The 12981-nt window shown below is 73.5% G+C and carries 13 protein-coding genes; 6 read left to right on the top strand and 7 right to left on the bottom strand.

Features of this window, described 5'->3' with window-relative positions:
• Positions 1-32 precede the first annotated feature (32 nt).
• Positions 33-455 carry a MarR family winged helix-turn-helix transcriptional regulator gene (locus AC6JBM_RS08430; protein WP_497983028.1) on the top strand — a complete coding sequence of 141 codons (423 nt, stop codon included), beginning with the start codon at positions 33-35 and terminating at the stop codon, positions 453-455.
• Complete coding sequence (locus tag AC6JBM_RS08425; RefSeq protein ID WP_497983027.1) at positions 452-2131, top strand: MFS transporter; 1680 nt, start codon at positions 452-454, stop codon at positions 2129-2131. The genes AC6JBM_RS08430 and AC6JBM_RS08425 overlap by 4 nt, the downstream gene beginning before the upstream one ends.
• A gap of 2 nt (positions 2132-2133) precedes the next feature.
• On the opposite strand, the gene AC6JBM_RS08420 is transcribed toward AC6JBM_RS08425, so the two are convergent.
• The 5 genes from AC6JBM_RS08420 to AC6JBM_RS08400 form a co-directional block, all read right to left on the bottom strand.
• On the bottom strand, positions 2134-2331 hold the full coding sequence (locus tag AC6JBM_RS08420; protein WP_497983026.1) for a ferredoxin: 198 nt from the start codon (positions 2329-2331) through the stop codon (positions 2134-2136).
• The gene (locus tag AC6JBM_RS08415; protein ID WP_497983025.1) at positions 2325-3554 is read right to left on the bottom strand and encodes a cytochrome P450; all 1230 of its coding nucleotides are present in this window, start codon (positions 3552-3554) and stop codon (positions 2325-2327) included. The genes AC6JBM_RS08420 and AC6JBM_RS08415 overlap by 7 nt, the downstream gene beginning before the upstream one ends.
• A gap of 89 nt (positions 3555-3643) precedes the next feature.
• Positions 3644-5164, bottom strand: coding sequence for a hypothetical protein (locus AC6JBM_RS08410; RefSeq protein WP_497983024.1), 1521 nt, complete (start codon positions 5162-5164; stop codon positions 3644-3646).
• A 9-nt stretch (positions 5165-5173) separates the two neighbouring features.
• Complete coding sequence (locus AC6JBM_RS08405) at positions 5174-6418, bottom strand: hypothetical protein (RefSeq protein ID WP_497983023.1); 1245 nt, start codon at positions 6416-6418, stop codon at positions 5174-5176.
• Positions 6419-6484: 66 nt separating this feature from the next.
• On the bottom strand, positions 6485-8701 hold the full coding sequence (locus tag AC6JBM_RS08400; protein ID WP_497983022.1) for a choice-of-anchor J domain-containing protein: 2217 nt from the start codon (positions 8699-8701) through the stop codon (positions 6485-6487).
• Between the two features lie 468 nt (positions 8702-9169).
• Between AC6JBM_RS08400 and AC6JBM_RS08395 the strand changes: the two genes are divergently transcribed.
• From AC6JBM_RS08395 to AC6JBM_RS08380, 4 genes are read left to right on the top strand one after another with little or no spacing between them, the layout of a single operon-like run.
• A complete protein-coding gene (locus AC6JBM_RS08395) occupies positions 9170-9592 on the top strand; it encodes an STAS domain-containing protein (RefSeq protein WP_497983021.1) in 423 nt (140 codons plus the stop codon).
• A gap of 9 nt (positions 9593-9601) precedes the next feature.
• On the top strand, positions 9602-10453 hold the full coding sequence (locus AC6JBM_RS08390; RefSeq protein ID WP_497983020.1) for an AraC family transcriptional regulator: 852 nt from the start codon (positions 9602-9604) through the stop codon (positions 10451-10453).
• Positions 10443-10853, top strand: coding sequence for a VOC family protein (locus tag AC6JBM_RS08385; RefSeq protein ID WP_497983019.1), 411 nt, complete (start codon positions 10443-10445; stop codon positions 10851-10853). Before AC6JBM_RS08390 ends, AC6JBM_RS08385 begins: the two co-directional genes overlap by 11 nt.
• A gap of 30 nt (positions 10854-10883) precedes the next feature.
• Entirely contained in the window at positions 10884-11147 is a 264-nt protein-coding gene (locus AC6JBM_RS08380; RefSeq protein WP_350610764.1) for a YciI family protein, read from the top strand.
• 43 nt (positions 11148-11190) lie between these two features.
• Here the strand turns inward: AC6JBM_RS08380 and AC6JBM_RS08375 are convergent, their stop codons facing one another.
• Together AC6JBM_RS08375 and AC6JBM_RS08370 are read right to left on the bottom strand one after the other, a co-directional pair.
• On the bottom strand, positions 11191-12372 hold the full coding sequence (locus tag AC6JBM_RS08375; protein ID WP_497983018.1) for a glycosyltransferase: 1182 nt from the start codon (positions 12370-12372) through the stop codon (positions 11191-11193).
• Between the two features lie 226 nt (positions 12373-12598).
• Positions 12599-12952, bottom strand: a complete 354-nt coding sequence (locus AC6JBM_RS08370; protein WP_350610766.1) for a histone-like nucleoid-structuring protein Lsr2 — start codon at positions 12950-12952, stop codon at positions 12599-12601.
• Positions 12953-12981: the final 29 nt, after the last annotated feature.

Raw genomic sequence — 12981 nt, 5'->3', positions numbered from 1 at the left:
TCAACCCAGGTTTATCAGTCTACGTTTACTATATGGAGATCGAGCAGACCGCCGCCGCGCTGCAGATCGCGGTCGGGCGGCTCGTCCGGCGGCTCCGGCAGACGCACGTGCCCGGGGAGCTGACCCTGTCGGAGGCCTCGGTCCTGTCGCGGCTGGACCGCGGCGGTCCCGCGACACCCGGGGAGCTGGCCGGCGACGAGCGGGTCAAGCCGCAGGCCATGGGCGCCACGCTGCAGACCATGGAGCAGCGCGACCTGGTGCGCCGCTCCCCCGATCCCGGCGACGGCCGCCGCGTGCTGATCACCATCACCGACGAGGGGCGACGGCTGCTCACCGACCGGCGCACGCTGAAGACCCACGCGCTGGCCGAGGCGATCGGGCACCTGAGCGACGACGAGCGGCGGGCGCTCGTGGAGGCGGCCCGCCTGCTGGACAAGCTGGCGGAGGAGCTGTGACCGCCACGCTGACGCAGACGAAGCCCGACCGGTACAAGTGGATCGCGCTGTCCAACACGACGCTCGGCATGCTCATGGCGACCATCGACGGCTCGATCGTCATCATCTCGCTGCCGGCCATCTTCCGGGGCATCGGGCTGGACCCCCTCGCGCCCGGGAACATCGGCTACCTGCTGTGGATGATCATGGGCTATCTGCTCGTGTCCGCGGTGCTGGTGGTCGCGCTCGGGCGGCTCGGGGACATGTTCGGCCGCGTCCGGATGTACAACCTCGGCTTCCTGATCTTCGCCATCGCCTCGGTGGCGCTGTCCTTCGACCCGTTCCACGCCGGTGCCGGGGCGATGTGGCTCATCCTCTGGCGCATCGTGCAGGCGTTCGGCGGCGCGATGCTCACGGCCAACTCCGCGGCCATCCTCACCGACGCGTTCCCGGCCCGCCAGCGCGGCATGGCGCTGGGCATCAACCAGATCACCGCGCTCGCCGGGCAGTTCCTCGGGCTGCTGCTGGGCGGAATCCTCGCCGCGATCGACTGGCGGGCGGTGTTCTGGGTCAGCGTGCCGGTCGGGGTGGTGGGCACGATCTGGTCGTACCGCAGCCTGCGCGAGACCGGCGAGCGCCACCGCTCCCCCGTCGACTGGCTCGGCAACGTCACGTTCGCCGCGGGCACCCTGCTGATCCTGGCGTCGATGACGTACGGCATCCAGCCCTACGGCGGCCATCCGACCGGCTGGACGAGCCCGCGCGTGCTCGGCGGGATCGGCCTCGGGGTGCTGCTGCTCATCGCGTTCGTGATCGTCGAGTCGCGCATCGCGCACCCGATGTTCCGGCTGGGGCTGTTCAAGGTCCGGGCGTTCGCGGCCGGCAACCTCGCCGCGCTGCTGGTGTCGATCGCCCGCGGCGGCATGCAGTTCATGCTCATCATCTGGCTGCAGGGCATCTGGCTGCCGCTGCACGGCTACAAGTTCGAGGACACGCCGCTGTGGGCGGGCATCTTCATGCTGCCGCTGACCGCCGGGTTCCTCATCGCCGGGCCGATCTCCGGCTACCTCTCCGACCGCTTCGGCGCGCGGCTGTTCTCGACCACGGGCCTGCTGCTCGTGGCGGCCGGGTTCCTGGGGCTGCTGCTGATCCCGATCGACTTCCCGTACCCGCTCTTCGCCGCGCTGCTCGTGGTCAGCGGGCTCGGCCAGGGCATGTTCTCCGCCCCGAACACCTCGGCGATCATGAGCAGCGTGCCGGCGAACCAGCGCGGCGTGGCCTCGGGCATGCGCGCCACGTTCCAGAACGCCGGCACCTCGCTGTCGATCGGGGTGTTCTTCTCGCTCATGGTGGTGGGCCTGTCCCACGCGCTGCCGCAGACGCTGACGAGCGGCCTCACCGCGCAGGGCGTGCCGCAGGACGTGGCCGCGTCCGTCGCCTCGCTGCCGCCGGTGAGCACCCTGTTCGCGGCGTTCCTGGGCAGCAACCCGGTCGCGCACCTGCTGGAGCCGTACGGCGTGCTGGGGAACCTGCCGCCGGCCAACGCCACGACGCTGACCGGGCACGAGTTCTTCCCGAACCTCATCGCGCAGCCGTTCCACGACGGGCTCGTGGTGGTCTTCGGCGCGGCGACGCTCATGACGCTGCTGGCCGCGGCCGCCTCGGCGTCGCGCGGCCGGCACGTGCGCCAGGTCTGAGGTCAGTCCTCCTCGACGGACAGGGCGCCGGAGGGGCAGCCGAGCACGGCCAGGCGGACCCGCTCCCGCAGGTCCTCCGGCGGCCGCTCGGCGAGCACCTCCACCATCCCGTCGTCGCGCTGGTCGAAGACCTCGGGCACGTTGAGCACGCACATGCCCGAGAACACGCACACGTCGGTGTCGGCCCGGACCTTCACCACAGCACCGGAACCTCGTCCACGGCGCCGGTGAGCCGGTTCGCGTGGACCTCGATGCGGTCCACGGGCACGGCGAGGCGCAGGCCCGGGAAGCGCCGCAGGAGCGCCGGGAACACGGTGCGCAGCTCGGTGCGGGCCAGGTTCGCGCCGATGCACACGTGCGCGCCGTGACCGAACGCGAGGTGCACGTTGGGCTTGCGGTCCACGTCGAAGTCCGCGGGATCGGCGAAGACCGTGGCGTCGCGGTTGGCCGCGTTGCTGGAGATGATGACCGCGTCGCCGCGGGCGATCGTGACGCCGCCGACCTCGACGTCGTCGTGGGCGTAGCGCAGCAGGCCGAGGCCGCCGGGGGCGGTGATGCGCAGGATCTCCTCGACGGTCGCGGCGACCTCGCCCTCGGGGTCGGCCACGAACCGGTCGCGCCGGCTCAGGTCCGCGAGCAGCAGCAGGGTGCCCAGGTCGATGCGGGTCGAGGTGGTCTCGTGGCCGGCGAAGATGAGCCCCGCCGCGAGCCGGGACACCTCGTCGTCGCCGAGCGTGGGGTCGGTCGTCTGCGCGGTGACGAGGTCGGAGATGACGTCCGGCGCCGGGTCCCGGCGCTTGCGCTCCGCGAGCCCGGCCGTGTACTCCTTGAACTCCCGCATCGCCAGCTGCGCGTCGGCGCCGCCGTCGATGCGCCCGACGCGCTCGGAGAGGTTGCGGAAGCGCTGCCGGTCCTCGTAGGGCACGCCGAGCAGCTCGCAGATGACGAGCACGGGCAGCGGGAACGACAGGAACTCGTGCAGGTTCACGGGGGTGTCCGGGTCCGCGTCCCGGGCGGCCTGCATGTCGTCGAGGCAGCGCGCGGTCAGCTCCTCGATGCGGGTGCCGAGCCGGCGCATGCGGGCCGCGGAGAACGCGGGCGCGAGCAGGCGCCGCATCCGCGTGTGCTCGCGCTCCTCCGTCTCGAAGTCGCCCGTCGGCCCATCCTGCAGCGCGGCGTGGGTGATCCGCGACGCGCGCTGCGGCTGGGGATGGGAGCGGCCGAAACGCTTGTCACCGAAGATCTGGCGCGCCTCCGAGTAGGCGGTCACGAGCCACGCGGGGTCACCGGCGGGCGTGGTCACGAGGGTGATCGGCGCCTCGCGGCGCAGGACGTCGTAGAGCGGGGCGATCTCGAGGATGTTGGGCCGGGCGAACGGCAGCCGCGGGGCTTGACCGGCCGGGCGCTGCGTCGTAGCGGTCATGGTGGCTCTCCCCAGGCGCATCGACTTCAATCGATCGGGACACTACCACGGGTCACGCCGCTCCGGCCCACAGTAGCGACGCTGCGATCCTAGCTCGCGCGGTGCAGGGCGGCGACGAGCGCGGGGGCGGCGTTGACCCGCTGGGCGTACCGCAGCGGGGTCACGCCGTCCGCGGTCCTCGCGGCCGGATCCAGGCCCGCCGCGAGGAGCCGGTCCAGCAGGCGCAGCGCGGCCTCGTCGGGCACCAGGTCCGCCAGCACGTGCAGCAGCGTCCGCCCGTCGCCGGCCGGCACGTGCGGGTCCAGGCCCGCGTCCAGCAGGGCCGTCACGCTGTCGGCCTCGCCGAGCTGCGCCCGGTCGTAGAGCTCGCCGCGCAGGTCGCGCAGGCGCACCGGGAGCCGGCTCGGGCCGCCGCGCCAGGCGATCACCGCGCCCGCGCACCCGGCCGGGAGCGGCCCGCCGAGGGCGAGCAGCGCGAGCTCGCGGTCGATCAGCTCGGGCGGGTGCGGGAACCGCAGGACGCCGCCGGCGAAGGTGAGCTCGTGCCAGTCGGGGCCGCAGCGCACGCGGTAGACCTCGTCCAGCCGCGCCGGGGCGGGGCCGGCCGGGCCGGCGAGGGCCGGGAACAGCGACGCGGCCACCAGCGGGTGCAGGTCCGCCGGGGCGGTGCGGCCGTCCAGCAGGTCGAGGACGTCCGCCACCGGGAACAGCTCGGTCAACGGCAGCTCCGTCGGCGGGATGTCCGGCCTCCACGTGTCCTCCAGCACGCGCAGCCGGGGCCGTTCGCGGCCGGTCGGGTCGAGACCCTCGAAGCGGAGCCGGTGCCGCCGGCCGGTCCCCACGTCGACGGCGCCGACGCCGGCCGTGGCCGCGGTGCGCCAGACCCGCAACGCCAGCCCGGGGGCGGCCGGGACGCCGGGGCTCGCCAGGGCCTCCGGCCAGCCCGCGGGCGCGGCGGACACGTCCAGCTCGTAGCCGGCCTCGCGCCAGGCGGCCTCGCCGCGACCGGCCCGCAGGTGGGTCAGGGCCCGCTCGGCGACCGCCTCCGGACCATCCCCCACCAGGCGCGTGCCGTCGGGGGCGAAGCCGGGCAGGCGGGTGTGGCCACCGCAGCGGGCGAGCAGCCCCGCGGTGTCCCGCTCGTCCCACAGCTCGCGCAGGCCGTGCAGGCCGAGCAGGAGGTGGTGCGGCTCCAGCGGGCCGTAGCGCAGCGCGTAGCGGGTCCGGCCGGCGGCGTACGGCACGACGTACAACCCGTGGCCGTCGTCGCGGCGGCGCAGCAGGCGGCGCCGCGGGGTGAACGTCAGCGGGATGACGCCCTCGGTGGCGTCAATGTGGCGGCCGTACGCCGCCAGATGCCGCACCGGATGGCGCCGCAGGCCCAGCAGGTGCCAGCGCAGCAGGTCGGGCACCAGGTGCCGCAGGTCGTCGTCGAGCGCGGCTGCGGCCTCGGCCCCGTGCTCCCGGGCGACCCGGGCCGGATCGACCTCGGCCGTGATCCCGGCCGCCGCGCACGCCCCGGCCCAGTCGCCCGCGGCCCGCAGCCGGGTGCACGTGTCGATCTGGGCGCGCGTCAGGCCGTACCGCGGCCAGGTCCTCTGCTTCGGCACCGCGGGATCTTAAAGCGCCAGGCCCTCGTCGCGCAGGGCCGCGAGGGTGTCGTCCTCGCCATAGCGGATCCGTTCCCGCAGCTCCGCGCGGAAGCCCTCCAGCGGCTCGGGCAGCCCGCGCCGGCCCGTCCGCCACCGGAACACGACGCCCGCGCAGCCGGCCGGGACCGGGCCGCCGAGGGCGTGCAGCGCCAGCTCGCGCTCGATCCATTCGGCGGGGTGCGGCACCTGGAGCGTGGCGCCGACGCGGTGGATCTCGTCGCCGCAGGGGACCTCGGCCGGCTCCGGCAGGTGCAGCGCCCGCGGCCCCGTCGCCGGCTCGTCCGGCACCAGCGCCGCCGCCACGAGCGGGTGCAGGTCCGCGGCGGTGGCCCGCCCGGCGAGCAGGTCGACGTAGTCCGGCGGCCGGTCCTGCAGCATCACCGGCAGCCGGGGCACCGCGTGCAGCCAGCCGGACCCGTACCACTCCCCGCGCAGCCGCGGGCGCTCGGCGTCGAGGCGGTCGACGACGAGCCGCACCGGCTCGGCCCGCTCGGCGGTCAGCCACACCGCGGCGACGCCGTGGCGCCGGGCGTACGCGCGCACGGTCGCGGCCAGCACCGGCAGCGCGGGCGTGAAGTCGCCGAGGTTCCAGGTCAGGTTCGCCCGGAACAGCCGCTCGCGCGTGGGATGCGGCTCGTGGTGGGTGTCGAGGTCCACGTCGAACCCGGCCGCGGTCCACGCCTCGGCGGTGCGGCCGGCGGCGAGCAGCGCGTAGACGTGCGCGGCGTGCGGGCCGCGGCCGCCGCAGCGGGTGATCAGGCCGGGCGCGTGCCGCACGTCCCAGTACTGCGGCGTCTCGTCGAGCCCGGCGGCCGCCGAGAACTCGCCCGGGCCGGCGATGTGCAGGCGGCTGCGGTACGGCGGGACACTGCGCACCCCGATGCCGATGGCCTGCGCACCGTCGGCCCGCACCCACACCGGCAGCGTCAGCTCGTCGCCGCGGTCGCGCAGCTCGTGGCTGGTGTAGTTGAGCCGGCTGTGGTGACGCATCCGGATGGCGTGCCAGCGCAGCAGGTCCGGCGCGAAGAAGGGCAGGTCGGCCTCGACCCGCGCCCGCAGCTCGGCGTCGAGGCCGGCGAGCGTGCACTCGACCGCGATCCCGGCCTCGGCGCAGGCCGCGGCCCAGTCGCCGGCGCGGCGGAGCCGGTCGGTGCGCTCGATCTGGCGGCGGGTCAGGCCGTAGCGCGGGAAGACGCGCAGGTACTCGGCCACGCCGCCACGGTACAACGGCAGCGGCCCCACCGTCCGCAGTGGACGATGGGGCCGCCGTGGAACCTGTTACGCCCCGCCGCCACCCGGCTGGGTCACGCCGTTCACCGTGAGGGTGTACGGCGCGTACTGCTGCACCTGCTCCGTCGGCTCGTCGTAGGCCACGACGGCCACGACCTTCGGGAACAGCGACAGCAGCGCCAGCTGGATCCAGTTGAGCGAGAGGCTGTCCTGGCCGTTGAACTCGAACTGCCAGGCGAACGCGTGCGCCTCGTCGATGCCGATCAGCTTCACGTTCCAGTTGTTGACCGTGATCGGCTTGATCTGCGTCGGCGACTTGAACGGCGCCAGGCTGGAGCCGTCGCTCAGCGTGGTGCCGCCGAGCTTGATGTCGTCGATGAGCAGACCGCCCTCGTTCACGCCACCGTCGGAGACGTAGCGGAACGACAGCAGGATCGACTTGCCGGCGTAGGCCGACAGGTCGAAGTTGTGCTGCTCGAACCCGGTCGTCGTGCCGTTCAGGCCGGGCCCGAGGGGTCCGCTGACGGTCTTGTCGCCGGGGATCGAGGTGTAGGTGGAGCCACCGTCGGTCGAGACCTGGACGTATCCGTAGTCGTAACCGAGCTCGGCGCCGTACTTCGCGAGGAAGCTCAGCGTCGCGTTGGTGGCGGGCACGGTCACCGGGATGACCGCGGCCGCGTCGGTGTTGTTCGCGTTACCGGAGAACAGCACCGAGTTGCCGGCACGGTCCGGGTCGTTGTTGACCAGCGTCCAGGCCAGGGGCAGGGTCGGCAGGGTCTTCGCGCCGCTGAACTTCAGCGAGCGCAGGTCCTTGCCGGCCAGCGCCTTGCCGTTCTTCTGCAACAGGACGTAGTCCGCGCCGTTGGGGGCCGCGCCAGGCTTGTCGTAGGAGTGCGGGTTGTCCAGGTTGACCGTGGACCGCAGGCTCTTGGACGTGACCTTCTTCTTGTCGGCCCCGAGGACGATGCCCCACTGGGAGTCGCCGACGATCTTGTCGAGCAGCACCATGCTCTGGTAGTCGTGCAGGACCGAGTACACGTCCTTGGCGCCCTCCGCCTTCACGGCGGCGTCGAGGCTCGCGAGACCCTGCAGCTCACCGTCGCGGTGGAGCCGCTCGATGATGTCCTGACCGAAACGGTCGTAGAGGTACAGCATCAGCTCGTAGGCGTTGCCGTAGTCGGCGAGCACCCCGTTGCCGTTCGTACCCTCACCCCAGAGGTTGAGCGAGCCCTGGGCACCGTTGCAGTCCCGCGGGTTCGGGTTGAACGGCGTCTGCACGCCCCCGAAGCCCTGGTAGCAGAACAGGTGGCTGTCGCCGCCCTTGTCGAAGACCGTCTTGGTCCCGTCGACGTACCCGGTGAGCGTCTGCGCGAAGTCCGACAGACCCTCGTTCATCCAGCTCGTCTCGTTCGGGTCCGAGTAGTACTCGACCAGGTGCTGCCACTCGTGCGCGAACGTGCCCTCGTAGAGGCGCGGGCGGGCCGGGCGGCTGGTGCACAGGTCCGACGTGGGCGCGTCGACGGGGTCGGCACCGGTACGGTGCTCCCAGTCGAACGCGTCGATCGTCATGACGTTGCGGTCGAACAGCTCGTTGAACTGCGAGGAGAAGAAGCCGGCGATGTAGGTCGGCGCGGCCGGGAACGTGTAGTAGTTGTCGTCCCGGACGTTGTCGACCAGCGTCACCGTCTTCTCGCCGCCACCGGTGTAGACGCCACCGTTGCCGTTCTTGTCCGGGCCGAGCAGCGCGTTGCTGCCGTCCCGGTTCGGCGGGGTGGCGAAGGCGGCGGTCTCCTTCGGGTACATGTTGGTGTCGAACTGTGTGATGAAGTTCGCCACCTGGGCGTCGGTCACCGTGGTGGTGTTCGGGATCTGGTTGCGGCAGTCACCCGCAGGGAACGAGGTGTCGACCGCGACCCAGACCTCGATGTGCTCACCGACACCGCGCAGGACGTAGTCCTTGCGGTAGAGGGTGCCGTTGTAGTCGTCGGAACCCAGCCACTGACGCACGGTGCCGACCGGCGGGGTGGTCCCCGCGGCGAGGCTCGAGCGCGACTGCGCCTTCGACTTCGCCATCTTCGCCGTGTCGACGACCTTGCCGTCCAGCTTGAAGTTGGTGCGGGTCATCTCCCGCACGTCCGACGCGCCCGCCGACTCCTTGGCCGGAGCTTTCGCCGGCGCCGCGAGCGCCGACGTAGCCGGCAACGCGACGAGCACCGGGATGGCCAAGGCAATGGCCGCGGTCGTGGCCAGGCCTTTTCTCACCATGAAGCCTCCTTGCGACGACGCGCCGGCGCCGGCGGGGTGGCCACCGGACAGGCGCGACGGGTTCGGAATCGTATTGACACCGCACACTATCGTCGCCGTCCATATCGGCGTGCACCGCGTGGCATGCGAAGGGTCTACGCAAGGGGTTGCCGGGGTTGCCGACCGCATTCAAACCGTGATTACCGTCGATGTTCGCCCATCGTCGTACCCGGCCGGGGTCATTCGTCCGGCTCGATCACCGAGCGTAACGGATGGACTGCGGTCACTCGAATGCGTGACGCGTGAACCGGTCATCGGGTTGCACACTGGGGCGAAAATCGCGCCGAAAAGGTCCGGCCGGTCGACGGCCGCCGCCGGTCAGACGATCACCGGCCGCGACGTCCGGTGGTGCGGGCACCGGCCGGACGGACGGGGTTACCGGCTGGACAGTGGTTCACCCACCGTCACCGCAGACCGTATCGTCGCAGCATGGCAGCACTGACCCTCGCGGTGGAACGACTCGCTGCCGCCACGGTGCTGTCCTGTCACGGGGCGCTGGTGGCGGCCAGCGCCCTGCAGCTGGAGACGGCGCTGTCGCAGGCACTGCTGCGGCCCGAGCTCCGCATCGTCGTCGACCTCGAGGCGGTGGCCGCAATCGACTGCACCGGCGTGATGATGCTGCGCGTGACGGCGGGCATCGCCGCCGAGCAGGGCGGCTCGCTGGTGCTCGCCGCGCCGAACGCGCAGGTCGTGCACACGCTGCGTGAGGGCGGGACGCTCACCACCATCCCGACGTACCGCACGGTGCCCGCCGCCCTCGACGGCGACGCGAACGCGCTGATCACCGAGCCGGACGCGGCGCCCTCCCCGAACGCGTGGCCGGTGAACCGCGCGGACCGCCGCAGCGCCTAACCTGGGCGAGTGGAGCCCGCGTACGTCCGCTGGCGGCCCGCCCCGGCCGTGCGGCCCTTCGCGGCCTGGTACACGGGGTACGCCCAGCCCGCGCTGTCGGCCGGGTGGCACCGGGGGCTGCCGTCGCCGTACCTCACGCTGATCATCACGCTCGACCGGCCCCTGCGCGTCGCCGCGCACCCGGACCCGGCCGCGCCGCCCGGGGAGTACGACACCCTCATCGGCGGCCTGCACACCACCCCCGCGCTGATCGAGCAGGCGGGTGCCTCGGCCGGCATCCAGGTGGCCCTGTCCCCGCTGGGCGCCCGCGCCCTGCTCGGCCTGCCCGCGGGCGAGCTGGCCGGGGCGGACCTGCACGGCGCCGACGTCCTCGGGCCGTTCGCGGCCGAGCTGCGCGAGCGGGTCGGGCTCGCCGCGGACTGGCCGGCCCGGTTCCGCGTCGTCGACGAGCTGCTCACCCGGCGCGCGGTGCCCGGCCTGCTCCCGGCGCCGGAGGTGGCGTTCGCCTGGCGCCGGTTGTGCGCGAGCGGCGGCGCGGTCGGCCCGGCCGAGCTCGCCGGGGAGACCGGGTGGAGCGGGCGGTACCTCGCGCGCCGCTTCGGCGTCGAGATCGGCCTGTCGCCGAAGGTCGCCGGGCGGGTGGCCCGCTTCGACCGGGCCCGGCGGCTGCTGCAGGCGTCGGCCGGCGCCCACCCCCTCGCCTCGCTCGCCGTGGCCTGCGGCTACTACGACCAGGCCCACCTGACCCGCGAGTTCGCCGCGCTGGCCGGGCTGCCGCCGGCCCGCTGGTGGGCGGAGGAGTTCCGAAACGTGCAATCCCCGGTGGACCTGCCCCGGGCAGACTCGGCCCATGAGCGATGACCGGACCCCGCCGCCGACCGTGTGGCCCACCCTGCGCGCGGCCGACGCCCGCGCCCTGATCACCTTCCTCGTCGACGCGTTCGGCTTCGTCGAGGTCGCCGCGCACGGCGACGGCGAGCGCATCGAGCACGCCGAGCTGGCCTGGCCGGAGGGCGGCGGCGTCATGCTCGGCAGCGACCGCCGCGACGGCTCGCCGTGGAACCTGAAGCCCGGCACGTTCGGCTGCTACGTCGTGACCGCCGAGCCGGACGCGCTGCACGCGCGGGCCACGGCCGCCGGCGCGGAGATCCTGCAGGAGCTGCACGAGACCGACTACGGCTCGCGGGGGTTCGCGGTGCGCGACCCGGAGGGCAACCTGTGGTCGTTCGGCACCTACCGCGGCGAGCCCCGTCCCGTGTAGAGCCGCGCGCGCCGGCTCCGACCTTCGGGCATGACGAAGTTCCTGCTGTTGCACGCGGCCGGGTCGGCGCCGCCGGCCGAGCTCGGGGGCGAGCTGGTCGACGCGGGCCGGCTCGCCGATCCGAGTCTGACGGTCCGGATCGAGGGCGGCGCCGGTCCCGGGGCGTTTCGCTGGTACTGGCTGATCGACGTCGACTCGCTGGAGCGCGCGGTGCAGATCGCGGCGGCCGCGGGCGGCCCGGTCTCGGTGCGTCCCCTGATGACCGACCGCCCCGGCCCCGGCCTGGAGTGCTAGCCGGTCTTGAGTGCCGGCCGGTCTTGCCGGCCGGTCTTGATTGCTAGCGGCGCGCCGCCACCAGCTCGCCGAGCAGCCGCTTGAGCTCGGCGAGGTGTCCCGGCGGGTAGACGCGCCCGGCCGGGTCGACGACGTGCTTGACGCCGCGCAGCAGCCGCCAGGCCTCGTCGGCGTGCCCGAGCTGGGCGAGGGCCTGGGCCTCGAGCCAGTCGCAGTACTGGCGTTCGGCGCCCTGCTCGCGCAGCTCGCGCGCGAGGAACACCACGGCGTCGTCGTGCCCGGCGCCGAGCAGCAGCCGGGCCAGCGCGTCGGTGCCGAGCACCCACTGCCGGTCGCCGGGCCGGGTGCGTTCGCGCAGGTGCTCGAAGGCGTTGACCGCCTCCTGGGCCCGCCCGGCGCCGACGTAGCTGCGCCCGAGGTCGAGCAGCGTCGTGGCGACCAGCTCGCGGTCGGCCTCCCCGGTGAGCCGCTCCAGCACCTCCTCGCCGATCGCGGCGTTGCGCACGGCCTTGCGCCGGCGGGTCTCGGCGTCCGCGTACCCGTGGTGCACGAAGTGCAGCGCCTCGCGGGGCAGCGCGGGCCAGACGCCGTCCTCGGGCACGAGCCGCTCGTGGACCCGCCCCTCCCAGTGCACGCGGGCGGGGCGGAAGAGCCGCGGGGTGTAATGGGTGTACGGCAGCTCGTCGTGCCGGTTGTCGATCGGCACGAGCAGCGCCCCGCTGCGGGCGGACTCGAGGATGGCGCGAAGCCGCCGCGGGTCGCCCTCGGCCCGGTCGTCGGCGTCGATGCTCAGCACCCACTCCGGCCCACCGGCGGCGTGGGCAGCGCCACCGGCGGCTGATCGGACGGCGGCTTGGATGGCAGCCTGGGCGGCCTCGTCGGCGGCCGGGGCGGCCTGGTTGGCAGCCGGGGCGGCCTGGTCGGCCTGGTTGGCAGCCTGGGCGGCTTGGTTGGCGGCCGGGGCGGCTTGCTTGGCGGCTTGGACGGCGACACCGGCGGCGGCTTGGATGGCGGCTTGGACAGCGGCGTTGCGCGCGGCGGCGAAGTCGTCCCGCCACTCCCCCGTGCTCACCGTGGCCCCGAGCGAGCGCGCGAGGTCGACGGTCTCGTCGCTGGAGCCGGTGTCGTGCACGTGCACGCCGTCGACGATCCCGCCGAGGGAGGACAGGCAGCCGGGCAGGTTGGCCGCCTCGTTGCGGACGATGAGCACCGCGACCAGGTTCACCCCGGCCCGATCGGCCGGCGCGCCCCGGCCTTGAGCGATTCCGGCCCGCGAACCCCATCCGGAACTCGGCCGCCGGGGTGCGCGGAGGGCGCCCGGCCTTGAACGACTCCGGTCCACAAACTCGGCCGCCGGGATGTGTGGAGGGCGCCCGGCCTTGAGCGACTCCGGCCCACGAACTCGGCCGCCGGGGTGCGCGGAGGGCACCCCGGCGGCCGGGTCCGGTGGTCTAGCGGCCCGTGGCGGCGTGGAACTGGTCCACGATCTCCTGCTTGATGCGGCCACGGTCGGAAACCTGGAATCCGGCGCCCTGCGCCCATTCCCGGATCGCGCGGTTCTGGTCGCGATCGCCCCGCGTCGTGCCGCGGCCCCGGCCCGGGGTGGTTCGGGCCCCAACGGTCGCGCTGCGGCCGACCTTGGTGCCCGCGGAAATGTAGGGCTTGAGCGCGGCGCGCAGTTTCTCCGCGTTCTTCTTGGACAGGTCGATCGAATACTGCACGCCATCGAGGCCGAACGTCACACTCTCATCGGCGGGCTTACCGTCCAGATCGTCGATCAGTTCCTGAATGACACGCTTGGCCATGCCGGCCGACCTCCCGTGAGCGACTGGGT

The sequence above is a fragment of the Dactylosporangium thailandense genome (assembly GCF_059739745.1).
Note: the sequence above shows the minus strand (reverse complement) of the source record. Positions and strands in the feature narration are given on the sequence as shown.